Consider the following 15,821-nt stretch of genomic DNA (forward strand, 5'->3'; position numbering starts at 1 on the left):
CACGCCTCAGCGGGCGGTGACGGGCACCTGCGCCCGCGCCGCCCGCCTGGCGGGGATCAGCGCCACCAGCAACGCCGCGCCGATCGCGATCAGGAGGGTCGCCGCGAGCATGCCGGGCGTCGGGGCGCGGCCGATGCCGGCGCCGACGCCGCTGCCGCGGCCCTCCAGGTCGATCAGCCACCGCGACCAGGACGCCCCCGCCGCGGCCCCCAGCACGACCCCCACCGCCGCGGGCAGGCCGGTGGCGGTGACCAGCGTGGCCATCACCTGACGGGGGGTCAGGCCCATCGCCTTGAGCACGGCCAGGTCGAAGACGTGGTCGCGCAGCCCGAGCGCGCTCGCCGTCAGCAGGCTGGCCAGCCCGATCAGGGCCAGCACGGCGACCAGCGCGACGATGATCACACGGATGACCGCGAGCCGGTCGGCCGGGTTCACCGCCTGGGACACCTCCAGCCCCTGCCCCTGCAGGCGGGCCCGCACCTGGGCCGCGTCGGCGCCGGGCCGCAGCACCAGGGCGTAGAACTGCGGCGGCAGCGCGTCCTTGGCCGCCAGGCTGTCCACCCCGAACGACAGCACCTCGCCGTCCTGCTCGGGCTCGACCACCCGGCCCACGATCCGCACGATCAGCGGGGTGCCACCGATCGTCATGCGGACCCGGTCGCCGATCCGTACGCCGAGGAGGTCGAGCAGGCCCTGCCCGGCGACCGCCTCGCCCTGGTCGGCGAACATCCGGCCCTCGACGACCGGGAAGGGGTACGGGTCGGAGGACAGGCCGAGGGCCCTGGTCCGCACGGTCCTGGTCTGCCAGGGGACGAGCGCGTCGAGTTCGGCGCCCGGGTAGGCCGCCACCACGTCCTGGTCGGCCATCGCGCGCTGGCGTGCCTCCTCGGCGGTCAGCTCGCCCGGCCGGACGGTCAGGGCCGCCGCCTGGCCCACGCTCTCCGGATGGCGGATGAAGTCGTCCAGGGTCGTCCAGCAGCCGAGCCCTATCGTGATCATCATCATGGGGATGGCGACGCCGCACACCGTGAGCGCGGCGGGCGTCCTTCGGGTGAAGGCGTCCCTGGCCCCGAGGACGAGCGCGGGCGGCAGCCGTACGAGCAGGGCGACCCGGGCCAGCCGCGACAGGTGCCCGCGCGGCGGCGCCGCCGGGGCGGCCGGGATCGGCGGGGTGCGCCCGCCGCGCCAGGCCGGGATCAGCACCGCGACGAGCACCGTCAGCGACGTCCCCACGATGATCGCGGCGAGCGGGCCGGCCGACAGCGGCACGACGACCGTCTCCCCCATGGCGTACGCAGTGATCAGCCGGGCGGCGACCGCGCCGGCGGCGATGCCGAGCAACCCGAGCGTGCCGTGCTCGGTGACGAGCATCCGGACCACCTGGCCCCGGGTGAAGCCGAGCGACTTGAGCGTGGCGATGTCGCGCAACTGCATCAGCACCCGGCCTCCGGCGGCGTTGGCGAGCGCCAGCGCGGCGGCGGCCAGGCCCGCGCCGCCGAACAGCGCGAGCAGCAGGCCGAGCAGCCGGTTGTCCAGCTCCATGGAGGCCCGCACCTCGCGCCAGGTCGTCACCCGCTGCACCTGGTTGCGCATCGTGAAGACGGCCCTCTGGACGACGAGATCGGTGGTGGCGGGGTCGGCCAGCCGCAGCCCGGTCACGGTCTCGGTGCGGCCGGGCGCGGGCTCGACCACGTTCAGCGTCTGCGCGAGCGTCCAGGCCAGGCCCGGGGTCCACTCCGGGTAGAACCCCTGGTCGCCGCTTTCCGCCAGCCCGGCGACGGTCAGCGCGTGGGTCGCGCCGTTCAGTCCGGTGACGGTGAACGGGCTGCCGGGCCGCAGGCCGAGAGCGCGGGCGAACGACCGTTCGACGACCACGCCGTTCGGGGTGCGCACGTCGAGCCAGCGGCCCTCACGCAGGAGCGGGCGGGCCACGGCGGGGAAGGCCGCCGGCGTCTCCTGCAGGGTGATCGGCACCCGCCGGCCGCGGGTGACCAGCGTGGCGGGCGCGCTGTGGTAGGGCCCGGCGACGTCGGTCACACCGTTCAGGCGGCGCAGCGCGGACACGTCGGGGACGTCCTTGCTGTGGATCCAGATGTGCGCGCTGTTGCTGCGCTCGAACAGGCCGCGCCAGGGGTTGGTGCCGTCCTCCAGCAGCGTGGCCGCGATGATCAGGGCGGTGACGATCCCCGCCACCGCGAGGACCGTGAGCGCGGCCTGGCCCCGGCGTGCCCGCAGGTCCGCGCGGATCCAGCGCAGCTCCGCGGTCCTCGTCGTGATCAAGGCGCCCCCTCGTGCCGGTCCGGGCTTTCCGAACTCTCAGGACGTGTGGCCGGGGGAGCATGGTGGCCGGACGATCTCAACTGCGCAGCTCCACGACGTCTCCGGCCCCTCCCAGGGGGCGCCGGCGCGACTTCGGGATCGCGCCGTCGTCGACGATCTGGCCGTCCAGCAGGCTGACGACGCGGTCGGCCATGCTCGCCACTCGTGCGTCGTGGGTGACCAGCACGATCGTCTGGCCCTGCCCGTGCACCTTGCCGAGCAGGCGCAGCACGTCGCGGGTGTTGCGGCTGTCGAGGTTGCCGGTCGGCTCGTCGGCCAGCAGCAGCCGGGGCTGGTTCGCGAGCGCCCGGGCCAGCGCGACCCGCTGCTGCTCGCCCCCGCTGAGCTGCGCGGGCGACGCCTCGGCGCGGTCGGCAAGGTTGAGCTCGCCGAGGAGATACTCGCGCCGCTCCCTGGCCTGCCGGGGCGAGACGCCGCCCAGCAGCGCGGGAAGCTCGACGTTGTCGGCCACGGTCATGTTGGCGACCAGGTTGAAGAACTGGAAGACGAAGCCGATCTTCTCCCGGCGGAGCACCGCCCACCCGCTCTCGGAGAGCGTGTCCGCCCGCCTGCCGTCCAGCCAGATCTCGCCGCTGGTGCGCGTGTCCAGGCCGCCGAGCATGTGGACGAGCGTGGACTTGCCCGACCCGGACGGGCCCATGACGGCGACGAACTCCCCCGCCTCGACCGTGAGGTCGACCCCGCGTACGGCGGGCACGGGCAGCCCGCCGGTCTGGTAGATCTTCACCAGGTTGACGGCCCGTACGACGGGAGCGTCGGCGGTCATGGCAGGTCCTCCTGGCAGCGTTCGAGCCAGTCGAGGTCGGCCTGCAGGTGGAGCATGGCCCCCTCGATGAGCAGCAGCGCGACGCGGTTGGCCGGGTCGGTGCGCTCGGCCAGCTCGCGGAGGTCTCTCATGAGCGCAAGGTAGTGCCGCCGCTGCCGGTTCACCAAGGCCATGCGGTCGGACAGCCCGGTCATCGGAGCCAGCACGAGCTTCATGAAGAACTCGTCACGCACCCGGGGCCCCTCGGTGGGCTCCTCGACCCAGGTCTCCAGCGCCTCCCGGCCGGCGGCGGTGATGTAGTAGACCTTCTTGTTCGGCCGGTTGGCCTGCTCGACGTCGACCGACCTGACGTACCCGTCCTTCTCCAGCCGGCCCAGGGTCACGTAGATCTGGCCGATGTTGGGCGACGGGTAGGCACCACCGAAGATCGTTTCGAGTGCCTGTTTCAGCTCGTATCCGTGGGCAGGTTCCTTCGCCAGGAGCGCCAGCAGCGACTGCCGCACGCGCCCACCCCCAAGCCGTATCGAGCAGTTATCGGAGCGTTACGAGCTCATCCGTTGACGCTCACATTATCGCTATGCATAACATGCATGCACCTACCTAACACGTATGTAACCCGCTTTTCATACGGAGGCCACATGGTTCGCCGAGCCCTCGCCGTTCTGGCCACCTTCCTGGTGGCCGGGTGCGCGGGGCTCGCCGACACCGGCGGCGAGTCCGCCGTGGGCAGCGACGGCACCGGGCCGATCACGCTGGCGATCGGCAGGGACACCACCGCCTACCTCCGCCCACTGCTGGACCGGTGGAACCAGGCGCACCCGGACGAGCCGGTGTCGCTGCTCGAACTGCCCGAGGCGGCCGACGAGCAGCGCGCCCAGATGGTGGCCAACCTGCAGGCGCACAACGGCGTCTACGACGTGCTCGCGCTCGACGTGATATGGACGGCGGAGTTCGCCGACGCCGGCTGGATCGTGCCGCTCGACCGCAGCCTGTTCCCCCTGGACAAGCTGCTCAAGGGCGTCGCGGACACCGCCATCTACCGCGACAGGCTGTGGGCCGCGCCGTACACCAGCAACGCCGGCCTGCTCTACTACCGGTCGGACATCCTGAAGAAGGAGCACCTGAAGCCGCCCAAGACCTGGGCGGAGCTGCGCGAGCAGGCCTCCCGCCTGAGCGCGAAGTATCACATCGGGGGATATGCCGGGCAGTTCCTGCCGTACGAGGGACTGACCGTCAACTTCGCCGAGGCCGTCCAGTCGGCGGGCGGGTCGATCCTCGGCCCGGACGCCCGCACGGTCACGATGGACCTCGGCAGCGCGCGGGCCGCGCTCGACTTCCTCGTCGGCGGCGTCAAGGAGGGGTGGATCCCCCGAGAGGCGCTGACGTACAAGGAGGAGGAGTCCCGGCTCGCCTTCCAGGAGGGGCGGCTGCTGTTCGCCCGCAACTGGCCGCACGCGTACGGACCTGCCGCCCACTCGAAACTGGCCGGGAAGTTCTCGGTGGCCCGGCTGCCCGGCCTGAACGGGCCGGGGTCCAGCTCGCTGGGCGGCTACAACCTGGCCATCAGCGCCTTCTCCAAGCGGCAGAAGTCGGCACTCGACTTCATCCGCTACTTCACCGGCAGGGACAACGAGCGGCTCGTGCTCACCGAGGGCTCGTTCCCCCCGGTGTGGGCGGACCTGTACGACGACCCTGAGCTCATCGAGCGGTTCCCCTACCTGCCCGCGCTCAAGGAGGCGATCGTCTCGGCCAGGCCCAGGCCGGTCACCGCCGACTACAACCAGGTCAGCCTGCTGATCTCCAGCGCCGTCTCCGGCGCGCTCACTCTCGCGAAACCCGTAGACGAGACCGTCGCCGACCTGAAACAGGGGCTCGGCGAGGTCATCCAGTTCGGAGGATAGATATGCGGAAACTCCCCCCCATCATGGTCGCGTGCCTCGCTCTCGCCGCCGCCGCCGCGTGCGGCAGCGACTCCGGCAGCGAGCCCGCGGCCTCGGGCAGCGCCTCGGCCGCCGGTGGCGCCGCCGCCAAGCCCCTGGAGGGTGTGAAGGTCGAGGTCGCCGCGAAGTGGACCGGCGACGAGCAGGCCAACTTCGAGAAGGTGCTCAAGGCGTTCGAGGAGAAGACCGGCGCCAAGGTCACCTACGCCTCCACCGGTGAGGACACCGGCGCCTACCTCGGCCCCCGCATCCAGGGCGGCAACCCTCCGGACGTCGCGATCCTGCCGCAGCCGGGCCTGGTGCAGCAGTACGCCGACGAGAACGCGCTCAAGCCGCTGTCCCCCGAGGTGCAGGCGCAGATCGACCAGAACTACACGCCGTACTGGAAGGAGCTCGGCTCCGCCAAGGGCCAGGTGTACGGCGTGCTCGTCAAGGCGGCGCACAAGTCGCTCGTCTGGTATCGCCAGTCGGCCTTCGACGACGCCGGCGCCCAGCCCGCGTCCACCTGGGACGACCTGATCAAGAACGCCCAGACGCTGTCCGACTCCGGCGTCTCGCCGTTCGCGCTGTGCGCCGCCTCCGGCTGGACGCTGACCGACCTGTTCGAGAACGTCTACCTGTCCACGGCGGGCCCGGAGAACTACGACAAGCTCTCCAAGCACGAGATCCCGTGGACCGACGCCTCGGTCAAGACGGCCCTGGAGAAGCTGGCGCAGATCTTCGGCAAGAAGGAGTTCATGCTCGGCGGCTCGTCCGGCGCGCTGCAGACCGACTTCCCGACCTGCGTCACCCAGGTGTACGCCCAGAAGAAGGCCGCGATGGTCATCGAGGCCGACTTCGTCGCCGCCTCCCTGGGCCAGTCGGGCGCCAAGGTCGGCGAGGAAGCCAAGATCATGCCGTTCCCGAAGGCCGGCGACACCGCTCCGGTCATCCTCGGCGGCGACGTCGCGGTGGTGATGAAGGACAACAAGGGCGCGCAGGCGCTCGTGGAGTACCTGGCGTCCAAGGAGGGCGGCGAGGTCTGGGCCAAGCAGCCCGGCTACCTGTCCCCCAACCGCAACGTCTCCCCCGACAACTACCCGGACGACCTGACCAAGCAGCTCGCCCAGACGATCATCTCGGCCGGTGAGTCCGTGCGGTACGACATGTCCGACCTCTCGCCCAGCGCCTTCGGCGGCACCGACGGCAAGGGCGAGTGGAAGGACCTGCAGGACTTCCTCCGCGACCCCTCCGACGTGAAGGGCGCGCAGGAGAAGCTCGAGGCGGACGCCGCCAAGGCCTTCAAGAAGTAAAGGAAGGACGGCCGTGACCGAACGGTTGGACGGCCCGCAGGCCGCCGGCGGCGGAGAGTCCGCCGCCGGGGCCTCCTCCGGCCCGAGCGAAACTCCCGCAGATCCTTCCGCCGACTCCCCCCAGCCGGGAGCGGCCCTCTCCGGCTCCGACGCCGACGTCCCTGCCGCCTCGGACTCCCTGACCGCTTCCGAGGAGCCGCCGGCGGGTCCGGCGGCGGCGGGGTACGCGACGGCGGCCCCGCCCGGCGCGGTCGCCACGGCGGGCGCGGCGACGGCGCCCCCGCGCCTCGGCCCGTCGCCGAGACTGGCGGTGACGTTCCTGCTGCCGGCGGTGCTGCTGCTCGCCGCGTGGATGATCTATCCGGTCATCTACTCGATCTGGCGCAGCCTCTTCGACGCCACCGGCGACCGCTTCGTCGGACTGGGCAACTACGTCTCGATCTTCACCGACTCCTCGACGCTCACCACGATCAGGAACAACGTCATCTGGGTCGTGGTGGCCCCGATCATCGTCACCGCGCTCGGCCTGGTCTTCGCGGTGCTCACCGAGCGCATCCGCTGGTCCACGGCGTTCAAGCTGGTGCTCTTCATGCCGATGGCCGTCTCCCTGCTCGCCGCCGGGGTCATCTTCCGCCTGGTGTACGAGCAGGACCCGGACAAGGGCGTGGCCAACGCCGTCATCACGACCGTCCATGACGCGTTCTCCTCCAGCGCGGGCTACCCCGGGGCCCGGCCACGGGAGAACGACCAGGCGCCCGCGGTCGTGCAGGGCGGCGCGGTGGTGACGAGGCAGCAGGTGCAGGCCGGCACTCCGGTGCTGATCCCGCTCGTCGGCCTGAACCAGGACGCGGTGAAGGGCGCCGCGCCCGCCAAGGCCGCGCCCGGCGGCGACGGCCTGAGCGGCACGGTCTGGCTCGACGTCGTCCGCGGCGGCGGAGGCACGCTGAACCAGATCGACCCGCAGGAGAAGGGCCTGGCCGGCGTCACGGTCGAGGCGGTCTCCGGCGGCGCGGTCAAGGCGACGACCGAGACGGCCGCCGACGGCACGTTCCGCTTCTCCGGCCTCCCGGCCGGCTCCTACGTCGTGCGGCTGCCGCAGTCGAACTTCACGGCGCCCTTCAACGGGCTCACCTGGCTGGGGCCGTCGCTGATCACTCCCGCGATCATCGGCGCGTACGTCTGGGTGTGGGCCGGGTTCGCGATGGTGCTGATCGCGGCCGGGTTGTCGGCGATCCCCCGTGACGCCCTGGAGGCGGCCAGGATCGACGGCGCGACCGAGTGGCAGGTGTTCCGCCGGATCACCGTGCCGCTGCTGTCGCCGGTGCTGCTCGTCGTCTTCGTCACGATGATCATCAATGTGCTGAAGGTGTTCGACCTGGTGTTCATCATCGCCCCCGGCTCGGTGCAGCCGCAGGCCAACGTGATCGCGCTGGAGATGTGGCGCGTGTCGTTCGGCGGCGGCGGCAACCAGGGCCTGGGCAGCGCGCTGTCGATCTTCCTGCTCGTGCTGGTGGTGCCGTTCATGATCTTCAACATCCGCCGGTTCAGGAGGGACGAGGGATGACGACCCTGGCCGAACCCCGGCACGCGCAGCCGTTGCAGCGCGGCCTGTTCACGCGGGCGGTCGACCGCCTCGGCGGCGGCCTGGTCCAGGTCTTCATGATCCTGGTCGCGCTCTTCTGGCTGCTCCCGACTCTCGGGCTGCTCGTCGTCTCGCTGCGCGGCGAGACCGAGAACAACTCCTCCGGCTGGTGGACGCTGTTCACCAAACCCGCGCAGCTCACGTTCGACAACTACTCGAACCTGCTCGCGTCGGGCTTCGGCTCGTCGTTCTGGAACACCGTCCTCATCACGGTGCCGGCGACGCTGCTGGTGATCGGCATCGCGGCCATGGCGGCGTACGCGTTCGCCTGGATCGAGTTCCCCGGCAGGGACCTGGTGTTCCTCGTGGTCATCGCCCTGCTGGTCGTCCCGGTGCAGATCGCGCTGATCCCCATCGCCAAGCTGTACGGATTCCTCGGGATCTTCGGCTCGATTCTCGGGGTCGTGCTGTTCCACGTGGCGTTCGGCCTGCCGTTCGCCATCTTCCTGCTGCGCAACTTCTTCGTGGGCATTCCGCGCGAGCTGCTCGAGGCGGCGCGGATGGACGGCGCGCCGGAGTGGCGGATCTTCGCCACCGTGGTGTTCCCGCTGGCCAAGCCCGCGATCGCGTCGCTCGGCATCTTCCAGTTCCTGTGGGTGTGGAACGACCTGCTCGTCGCGCTGGTGTTCGCCGACACCGAGAACCAGCCGATGACGAAGGCACTGCAATCCCAGATGCGACAGTTCGGCACGAACGTGGACATCCTCGCGCCGGGCGCGTTCCTGTCGCTCATCATCCCGCTGGTGCTGTTCTTCGCCTTCCAGCGGTATTTCGTGCAGGGCATGCTCGCGGGCTCGGTCAAATGACCGGCCGGAGGCCCCGGATCGTCCGGGGCCTCCGGCATCACCGCGGTCGACACGGGAAATGTCCCGTGTGTGGCAAGCCGTGCCGAAAGGACGTCGGATGCCCGCTTCACGGGGGTAAGCGGGCATCCGATCTTTCCGCCGCCGGGCCGTACGGGGGCCGAAAAGCCGATAGAGTGCGCGGACATGTCAGGACGTCCGTTGCACGAAATCGTGGAAGCCGGATGGGCCGAGGCCCTCGAACCCGTGGCAGAGCGCATCGCCGCCATGGGCGACTTCCTCAGGCAGGAAATCGCGGAAGGCCGCCAGTACCTCCCGGCGGGGAACAACGTGCTCCGCGCGTTCCAGCAGCCGCTGAGCGAGGTCCGGGTGCTGATCGTCGGCCAGGACCCCTACCCCACCCCCGGACACCCGGTCGGGCTGAGCTTCTCCGTGGCCCCCGATGTACGGCCGCTGCCGGGCAGCCTGGTCAACATCTTCAAGGAGTACATGGCCGACCTCGGCCACCCCACGCCGCCCTCGAACGGCGACCTCACCCCGTGGACCGAGCAGGGTGTGCTCCTGCTCAACAGGGTGCTGACGGTGATGCCGGGCAAGCCCGCCTCCCACCGGGGCAAGGGCTGGGAAGAGGTGACCGAGCAGGCCATCAAGGCGCTGGTCGAGCGGGGCGGGCCGCTCGTGGCGATCCTGTGGGGTCGTGACGCCCGCAACCTGCGGCCCATGCTGGGGGACGTGCCGTGCATCGAGTCGGCCCACCCCAGCCCGCTGTCGGCGCGCAGCGGGTTCTTCGGCTCCCGTCCGTTCAGCCGGGCCAACGCCCTGCTGGAGCAGCAGGGCGCGGCGCCGGTCGAGTGGAAACTGCCGTGACGGCTTGCCGATAGGATCACCACCATGAGCGATGGAACGGACACCGGTCGCTACCTGCGGCTCACCGTCGACCTGGTGGTCGAGGTCCTCGATGTCGACGCGCTGCAGGCGGCGGCGCTCGCCGAGATCCGCGACCCCCAGGCCGAGCTGGACGACGCCGAGCGGCAGGAGCAGATCGAGCTGGTCAACTCCGACGAAACGGGCGCGGCGGCCCTGCAGTGGCTGATCGAGCCCGACCACGTGCTGGGCCTGGTCGAGCACGTGGCCGAGATCGAGCCGCGGGAGGCGATGCTCGGCGTGGAGCCGTCGGAGGGCGTCCTGGAGGACGAGGACGACCACGACCACGATCACGACGAGCCGGGCCACACCCACTGAGGCCGCGCTGAGGCCGGTCCACGAGAGGGCGTCGGGCCGGCCCGGCCGGCGCGTCCGGCCCCTCACGCGGGCCGGCCGCTCGTGCGCCGGTAGACCGTGCGCTATGAGACCGTGCGCTGGTAGTGCGCCGCGATCTCGTCGCTGGTGGTGAGCCAGACGTCGGGCTGCGCGGCGAGAAAGGCCAGCGCCTGATCGAGATACCTGGCCCGGAACGCCTGCCCGATGACGAAGGGGTGCAGGGCCAGCGCCATGACCCTGCCGCTGTGTTCGGCGTCGGCGTGCAGCTGCTCGTACTGGTCCCTGACGATCTGGACGAACTCCGGCCCCGTGACACCCCTGTCGAACAGGAGCAGGTCGTTGAGCTCGACCGAGTAAGGGACGCTGATCATCCCCGGCACGTTCAACGGGTACGGCTGGTCGTCGTTGGTCCAGTCCAGCACGTAACCGAACCCCAGCTCGGCGAGCAGCGCCGGCGTGTCGAAGGTCTCGGTCAGGCCGGGGCCCATCCAGCCGCGCGGCCGCCGGCCGGTGGCCTCGGCGACGGCGCCGGCCATCTCCGTGAGGAGACGGCGTTCCTCCTCCAGGGACATCCCGGCGTGCAGGATCGAGTTGGTCCGGCCGTGCAGGAGCCAGGCCCAGTCGCGGTCGAGACCGGCCTTGATGATCTGGGGGTAGTGCTCGGCGACGGCGGAGTTGAGCAGGACGCTGGCCCTGATGCCGTGCCGGTCCAGGATGTCGGCGACGCGCCAGACGCCGACCCTGGCCCCGTAGTCGCGCCAGCCGTAGTTGAGGGCGTCGGGCACGAGGTCGGCCGTCCCCGGCCAGATGCTGGTGGACGGGCGGTCGACCAGGAAGTGCTCGATGTTGAGGCCGATGTAGACGGCGACCCTGGCGCCGCCGGGCCAGCTGATCGTCGGACGTTCGGTGATCGGGCTGTAGTCGAAGAGCGTGTTCTCCATGCCGCGACGGTAGAAGCTAACATCAATGTCAGGTTCAAGCCCGCGGGGGTGATGCGATGCGGATCGGCGAGCTGGCGCGGCGCACCGGGGTGAGCGAGCGGTCGCTGCGCTACTACGAGCAGCAGGGGCTGCTGGTGGCCGAGCGTACGCCCGGCGGCCAGCGGGAGTATCCCGAGCAGGCGGTCGATCGCGTCATCCGGATCCAGGAACTGTTCGCGGCGGGCCTGCACAGCAAGAAGATCGCACAACTGCTGCCCTGCATGCGTGACGCCGACGGCGGCCCCTCCGCGGTCGCCACCCCCCGGCTGGTCGCCGACCTCGTCGCCGAGCGGGACCGCATCGACCGCATGATCACGGATCTGGTCACCTCACGCGAGGTCCTCGACGACGTGATCAACGCGGCGTCGCAGGACCGCGGATAGGAGTCCGCCCCGCTCAGACCGGCTGGAGAGGCTGGTGGGGTCCGGCCGGCGGCTCTACACGTATGGGGTCGCCGGGCCGGACCTCGCCGCCGGCGACGACGATGCCCATGACCCCGGCCTTGCGCACCAGGTTGCCCTCCTCGTCCCGGCCCAGCACGGCCTTCATCAGCCCGTCCTGGAAGCCGTCGAGTTGCACGCAGGGGTTGCGCAGGCCGGTCACCTCGACAACGGCCGTCTCGCCGAGGTGCAGCCGGGTCCCGGTGGACAACGCGAGCAGATCGACACCCCTGGTGGTGACGTTCTCCCCCATGTCCCCCTCCCGTACGGCGAAGCCCGTCTCGCGCAGTTCGTCGTGCAACTCCGCGTGGACCAGGTGCACCTGGCGCAGGTTCGGCTGACTGGGATCGCGGGCGACCCGCGACCGGTGCTTCACGGTCACCCCGGCGTGGGCGTCCCCCTCGACGCCCAGGCCCGCCAGCAGCCGGATCGACTCCAGCGGAGTCTTGCTGAAGGTGTGGGTGGCGCTGCGGCTCACCGCCGTCACTCTGCTCGTCATGTCTCCTCCTGTTGGGGCGATGGCTCCATTCCGCGCACGAGGGCGAGGAGGCGGTCAAGTAGATATTCGTCACACGGGGCCTGCTCGCTGACCCACGCGATCGCGTTGACCAGCGTGAGGAGGTCGGCGATCTCGATGTCGCCGGGCACCGCGCCGTCCCGTTGCGCGCGTTCGAGCAGGGCGACGCCGGTGGCGCGGATCCGCTCGTGGCAGGCCGCGAGCGCCGCGTCGGCGTCGGGCGCGGGCGGTACGGCCATCCGGGCGGCCACCAGGCCCCGCATCGCGGTCGCGTGCTCGGCCACGGCCCGCAGCCAGGTGCGCAGCGCCTCCGCCGGCGACGTGTGGCCGAGCAGGTCGCGTCCCTTCTCGCAGAGCGCCGCCACGTCGTCCCCGATGATCGCCACGAGCAGGGCTCCGAGGGTGGGGAAATGGCGATACAACGTGCCCGGGCCCACCCCCGCGCTCTGCGCGATCTTGTTGAGCGACGCCTGGGCTCCGTGCTCGGCGAAGGCGGCTCTGGCGGCGCGAAGCACGCGTTCGCGGTTGTCCCGCGCGTCGGCCCGCATCCGCCGGCTCCCGGAAGCATCGGCCGGCGGGCCCGCGGCGCCCGCCTCCGCCTGCCGCCGAGCGCTCGACGAGGTCAGGCCGCCCGCCGCCCCAGGCACGTCGCTCGCCGTCTGGTTCGCCTGCCGCCGACGGGCCCTGGCGCTCTCGGTCGTCATCCCACCCTCACATTGCCATCCGGAGAGGTTCTCCGTATTCTAGCCGCACCTCAACCGGAGAAGTTCTCCGGTTGGGATCGTGGGAGGTGAGGTGTTCGATGAGGATCGGTGTTCTCGTCGGGGAGGTACGGGGAGCCGTGACGGCGGAGGAGTTCGCCGGCCAGGTGCGTGCGGCGGCGCAGGCCGGCCTCGCCACCGCCTGGTCCGCCCAGGCGCTCGGATGGGACGCGCTGACCGCGCTGGCGATGGCGGGCGCCCACGTGCCGGGCATCGCGCTGGGCTCTGCCGTGGTGCCGGTGCCCGCGCGTCATCCGCTGGTGCTGGCGAGCCAGGCCCTGAGCGTCCAGGCGGCGACCGGGAACCGGCTCACCCTCGGCATCGGCGTGGGGATCGCGATGATGACGCGGACGATGTTCGGCCTTTCCGCCGAGCGGCCCGTCGCCCGGATGCGCGAATATCTGTCGGTGCTCCGTCCCCTGCTCAGGGGCGAGCAGGTGAGCCACCGGGGTGAGACGTTCACGGCGGAGGGCGCGGTGAACGTTCCCGGCGCCGCGCCGCCGCCCGTGCTGCTGGCCGCGCTCGGCCCCGCCATGCTGCGCCTGGCGGGCGAGCACGCGGACGGCGTGGTGACCTGGATGACCGGCCCCCGCACCCTGGCCGGCCACGTCGTCCCGACGGTCACGCGGGCGGCCCACGCCGCCGGGCGCCCGTCCCCCCGCGTCGTCGCGGGGCTGATCGTCTGCGTGACGGACGACGAACAGGGCGTCCGGCGGCGGATCGCCGGGGAGTTCGGGCTGGCGGGCCAGGTGCCCGAATATCGGGCCGTGCTCGACCGGGAGGGCGTGGAAGGCCCCGAAGACGTCGTGATCGTCGGCGGCGAGCAGGCGGTTGTCCGCCGGATCGGGCGGCTCGCCGAGGCGGGTGTCACCGAGTTCGCCGCGTCGCCCTACGGTGATGCGGGCGAGCAGGAACGCACCCTCGCTGTGCTCGCCGGCCTCGCCCGATCAGCCCGATACTCGATGTGAGAGCCGGGCAGGACCGGTCAGGAGCTCAGGACCTCCTGGCGCCGCCGGGCGAGGGAGTCCTGCTCGCGGGTCAGCTCGCCACAGCGGGCGGACACCTGGTTGACCATCCCCGCGACCCACTCGGCGACCTCGCGCACCGCCTCCGCCGTACGGGCGATCCGCCGGTGCTTGATGGCGTCGGTGATGATGTTGTCGAAGAAGACGTCGGCGAACCAGCGCGTGTCCACCTTCGGCAGCTGGGGCGCGGCGCCGACGCCGATGTCGGCCAGCTCCCGGGAGAACCGGTCGAGCGCACCCTGCGCGTGCCAGGCCGCCTCGTCGGCCTGACGCAGGTGCCCGTGCTCGACCATGTCGGCGAAGCCGCCGCCGTTGCTGAACATGTCCCAGGTAGAGGCGCCGCGGGCGCTGCCCAGATGCCGCAGGACGTAGCCGACCGCCTCGCCCGCGGCGGCCCCGGCCTGCTGCGCCTCCTGATGCTCGCGCAGGTCGGCGCTCACGCTCGCCAGCCGGGCGGCGATGTCGGCCAGCTCCCGCCCGCGCGGATCGCCCGACTCGACCAGCATCCGTTCCTTGCGGGCGAGCAGCGCCTCCAGCTCGTGATGCGGGTTGCCGAGCTCCGCGAGGGCCTGGTCGGTGGTCCGCAGATCCCCGGTGAGCCACTCCAGGCGGGTGCGCTGACCGGTGACCCGCTGGCGGGCCGCCATCGCCTCGGCCCGCTCCCGCGCCAGGCGCTCCTCCTTGCTCCCGGTCAAGCCCGCCAGGAAGGCGGCGAAGCCGCCCTGTTCCAGCTTGGCGACGTCGCGATCCTCCTTGGCGAGCTGCCGCTCCAGGTCCGCGAGCATGCCACGGACCTCCTCGATCTGAGTCAGGAGAGTGGCACGCTGCCGGGTGAGCTGGTCCCGGCGCCTGGCGCGGTCCCGCGCGTCCCGGATCTCGTCGTCGATAGCAGCGAAAAGGGTCACACTCCAACAGACGTCCAGCAGACGCCCGAACGTTCCCGCCCCGCCGCCTGGTCACCTGATCAGGGGACCAGCACGATCGTGCCTGCCGGTAGGCCCATAAGCCGACTCAGGCGACCAGCAGGCCGGGAGTGTGGTGCGGGCGGGGGTTTCCGCCGTGACCGCCCGGCAGGCGGAGCCTGAGGCAGGAACGGGCGGCGGCGGCCGGCGTGAGACGTACACGCAGGAGCCCGCTCTCCTCGTCGGGCATGCCGGGCGGGGACCCGTCCTCGGCACGGGGAACGTGGAAGGGCCCGCCCTCCAGGTCCGCTCCGCCCGACAGCACGGCGTAGTCCATCCCCACCACCCGGAGGCGGCGGGCGACGCCGCGGCAGGGCGGCGGCGTTTCCGTCTGCCGATACAGCCAGGCGAAATGGCCCGCGAGCAGCGACTCGGCCACCGTGCGCAGGACGGTGACCGCGCACAGGCTGTGCGCACAGGCGAGGCCGGTCAGTGTGATCTCCGGCAGACCGAAACGGCGCAGGCCGCGCGAGGTCGTGACGAGGCACGAGCAGCCCCCGTCGGCCTCGGCGCCGATTCCCTCAGATGCGGCGGCGCCGAGGCCGCAGGCGTGCTCCTCGTCGGCGCACGACACCCTCCAGCCCAGCCAGTCGTCGCCGAGGCGGAAGTCACGCCGTTCCCCCGGGCACTCGGCGCAGTGGTAGACGGCCGCTCCCGTGAGCGGGTCGTACACCGCGCCGTGGTAGGCCTCCGCGATCCCGCGCGCGGCCGCCCGGGCGACCTGGGCGGCCTCGGGTTGTTCCTCCACACGGGCGGTGCTCGTCAGCACCACGTGATGACGGGCCCGTCTCACCCGTCTGAGGTCCTCGGTGCTCAGGTCCATCCGCCGCCATGGGGACCGCGCCGACCGGAACGCCTGCAGCGTCAGCCGGGGCGTGCCGAGCGCGTCCCTGGCGGCGCGCCGGTGGGACGGCCCCATCCGCCAGGGGACGATCGACGAGAGATCGGTCGGCGTGCGGTCCGTGACGACGACGAAGACCGACGAGGTCTGGGCGGGCACGGGATAGGTGATCGTCATGGCCTCTCCTTCGCGGATTTCCGGAAGGCCCAGCCTGCGCGATCCGCGCCCCGCCCGTCAGACCCGAACGCCGCT

16 protein-coding genes are annotated in these 15,821 nt (G+C 71.6%); 8 read left to right on the top strand and 8 right to left on the bottom strand.

All coding sequences use genetic code 11. The features are described 5' to 3' along the window. Positions 1–6: 6 nt before the first annotated feature. The 3 genes from FLW16_RS13690 to FLW16_RS13700 form a co-directional block, all read right to left on the bottom strand. Complete coding sequence (locus FLW16_RS13690; RefSeq protein ID WP_142560367.1) at positions 7–2,280, bottom strand: FtsX-like permease family protein; 2,274 nt, start codon at positions 2,278–2,280, stop codon at positions 7–9. Positions 2,281–2,356: 76 nt separating this feature from the next. Further along, complete coding sequence (locus tag FLW16_RS13695) at positions 2,357–3,106, bottom strand: ABC transporter ATP-binding protein (protein ID WP_142560368.1); 750 nt, start codon at positions 3,104–3,106, stop codon at positions 2,357–2,359. Continuing rightward, the gene (locus FLW16_RS13700; protein ID WP_139575845.1) at positions 3,103–3,609 is read right to left on the bottom strand and encodes a PadR family transcriptional regulator; all 507 of its coding nucleotides are present in this window, start codon (positions 3,607–3,609) and stop codon (positions 3,103–3,105) included. Before FLW16_RS13700 ends, FLW16_RS13695 begins: the two co-directional genes overlap by 4 nt. Positions 3,610–3,744: 135 nt before the next feature. Between FLW16_RS13700 and FLW16_RS13705 the strand changes: the two genes are divergently transcribed. From FLW16_RS13705 to FLW16_RS13730, 6 genes are all read left to right on the top strand, one after another. Then, positions 3,745–5,007: an ABC transporter substrate-binding protein gene (locus FLW16_RS13705; protein ID WP_142560369.1), complete on the top strand. Its 1,263-nt coding sequence runs from the start codon at positions 3,745–3,747 to the stop codon at positions 5,005–5,007. Positions 5,008–5,009: 2 nt separating this feature from the next. Further along, positions 5,010–6,338 carry an ABC transporter substrate-binding protein gene (locus FLW16_RS13710; protein ID WP_142560370.1) on the top strand — a complete coding sequence of 443 codons (1,329 nt, stop codon included), beginning with the start codon at positions 5,010–5,012 and terminating at the stop codon, positions 6,336–6,338. A 13-nt stretch (positions 6,339–6,351) separates the two neighbouring features. Next, positions 6,352–7,902, top strand: a complete 1,551-nt coding sequence (locus FLW16_RS13715) for an ABC transporter permease subunit (protein WP_260615237.1) — start codon at positions 6,352–6,354, stop codon at positions 7,900–7,902. Then, complete coding sequence (locus FLW16_RS13720) at positions 7,899–8,786, top strand: carbohydrate ABC transporter permease (protein ID WP_142560371.1); 888 nt, start codon at positions 7,899–7,901, stop codon at positions 8,784–8,786. The genes FLW16_RS13715 and FLW16_RS13720 overlap by 4 nt, the downstream gene beginning before the upstream one ends. A gap of 183 nt (positions 8,787–8,969) precedes the next feature. Then, positions 8,970–9,650: a uracil-DNA glycosylase gene (locus FLW16_RS13725; protein ID WP_142560372.1), complete on the top strand. Its 681-nt coding sequence runs from the start codon at positions 8,970–8,972 to the stop codon at positions 9,648–9,650. 24 nt (positions 9,651–9,674) lie between these two features. After that, positions 9,675–10,025, top strand: a complete 351-nt coding sequence (locus tag FLW16_RS13730; protein WP_142560373.1) for a hypothetical protein — start codon at positions 9,675–9,677, stop codon at positions 10,023–10,025. A 101-nt stretch (positions 10,026–10,126) separates the two neighbouring features. On the opposite strand, the gene FLW16_RS13735 is transcribed toward FLW16_RS13730, so the two are convergent. Beyond that, positions 10,127–10,984: a polysaccharide deacetylase family protein gene (locus tag FLW16_RS13735; RefSeq protein WP_142560374.1), complete on the bottom strand. Its 858-nt coding sequence runs from the start codon at positions 10,982–10,984 to the stop codon at positions 10,127–10,129. Between the two features lie 56 nt (positions 10,985–11,040). On the opposite strand from FLW16_RS13735, the gene FLW16_RS13740 reads away from it, so the two are divergent. Then, entirely contained in the window at positions 11,041–11,406 is a 366-nt protein-coding gene (locus FLW16_RS13740; protein WP_142560375.1) for a MerR family transcriptional regulator, read from the top strand. Positions 11,407–11,419: 13 nt separating this feature from the next. On the opposite strand, the gene FLW16_RS13745 is transcribed toward FLW16_RS13740, so the two are convergent. Beyond that, on the bottom strand, positions 11,420–11,962 hold the full coding sequence (locus FLW16_RS13745; protein WP_142560376.1) for an MOSC domain-containing protein: 543 nt from the start codon (positions 11,960–11,962) through the stop codon (positions 11,420–11,422). Next, a complete protein-coding gene (locus FLW16_RS13750; RefSeq protein WP_260615238.1) occupies positions 11,959–12,684 on the bottom strand; it encodes a TetR/AcrR family transcriptional regulator in 726 nt (241 codons plus the stop codon). Before FLW16_RS13750 ends, FLW16_RS13745 begins: the two co-directional genes overlap by 4 nt. Before the next feature lie 98 nt (positions 12,685–12,782). On the opposite strand from FLW16_RS13750, the gene FLW16_RS13755 reads away from it, so the two are divergent. Then, positions 12,783–13,709, top strand: a complete 927-nt coding sequence (locus FLW16_RS13755) for a TIGR03564 family F420-dependent LLM class oxidoreductase (RefSeq protein ID WP_142560377.1) — start codon at positions 12,783–12,785, stop codon at positions 13,707–13,709. A gap of 17 nt (positions 13,710–13,726) precedes the next feature. Here FLW16_RS13755 and FLW16_RS13760 read toward each other — a convergent pair whose 3' ends face one another. Next, positions 13,727–14,671 carry a hypothetical protein gene (locus FLW16_RS13760; RefSeq protein ID WP_142560378.1) on the bottom strand — a complete coding sequence of 315 codons (945 nt, stop codon included), beginning with the start codon at positions 14,669–14,671 and terminating at the stop codon, positions 13,727–13,729. 106 nt (positions 14,672–14,777) lie between these two features. Beyond that, entirely contained in the window at positions 14,778–15,746 is a 969-nt protein-coding gene (locus FLW16_RS13765) for a hypothetical protein (RefSeq protein ID WP_142560379.1), read from the bottom strand. Positions 15,747–15,821: the final 75 nt, after the last annotated feature.

This window comes from Microbispora sp. KK1-11, from assembly GCF_006874435.1.
Lineage (GTDB): Bacteria > Actinomycetota > Actinomycetes > Streptosporangiales > Streptosporangiaceae > Microbispora > Microbispora catharanthi.

Bases quoted from the DNA above. Each gene is read 5' to 3' on its own strand.
- FLW16_RS13695 (WP_142560368.1), bottom strand. From the start codon at position 3,106: ATGACCGCCGACGCTCCCGTCGTACGGGCCGTCAACCTGGTGAAGATC.
- FLW16_RS13705 (WP_142560369.1), top strand. From the start codon at position 3,745: ATGGTTCGCCGAGCCCTCGCCGTTCTGGCCACCTTCCTGGTGGCCGGG.
- FLW16_RS13710 (WP_142560370.1), top strand. From the start codon at position 5,010: ATGCGGAAACTCCCCCCCATCATGGTCGCGTGCCTCGCTCTCGCCGCC.
- FLW16_RS13720 (WP_142560371.1), top strand. From the start codon at position 7,899: ATGACGACCCTGGCCGAACCCCGGCACGCGCAGCCGTTGCAGCGCGGC.
- FLW16_RS13725 (WP_142560372.1), top strand. From the start codon at position 8,970: ATGTCAGGACGTCCGTTGCACGAAATCGTGGAAGCCGGATGGGCCGAG.
- FLW16_RS13730 (WP_142560373.1), top strand. From the start codon at position 9,675: ATGAGCGATGGAACGGACACCGGTCGCTACCTGCGGCTCACCGTCGAC.
- FLW16_RS13735 (WP_142560374.1), bottom strand. From the start codon at position 10,984: ATGGAGAACACGCTCTTCGACTACAGCCCGATCACCGAACGTCCGACG.
- FLW16_RS13740 (WP_142560375.1), top strand. From the start codon at position 11,041: ATGCGGATCGGCGAGCTGGCGCGGCGCACCGGGGTGAGCGAGCGGTCG.
- FLW16_RS13745 (WP_142560376.1), bottom strand. From the start codon at position 11,962: ATGACGAGCAGAGTGACGGCGGTGAGCCGCAGCGCCACCCACACCTTC.
- FLW16_RS13750 (WP_260615238.1), bottom strand. From the start codon at position 12,684: ATGACGACCGAGAGCGCCAGGGCCCGTCGGCGGCAGGCGAACCAGACG.
- FLW16_RS13755 (WP_142560377.1), top strand. From the start codon at position 12,783: ATGAGGATCGGTGTTCTCGTCGGGGAGGTACGGGGAGCCGTGACGGCG.
- FLW16_RS13765 (WP_142560379.1), bottom strand. From the start codon at position 15,746: ATGACGATCACCTATCCCGTGCCCGCCCAGACCTCGTCGGTCTTCGTC.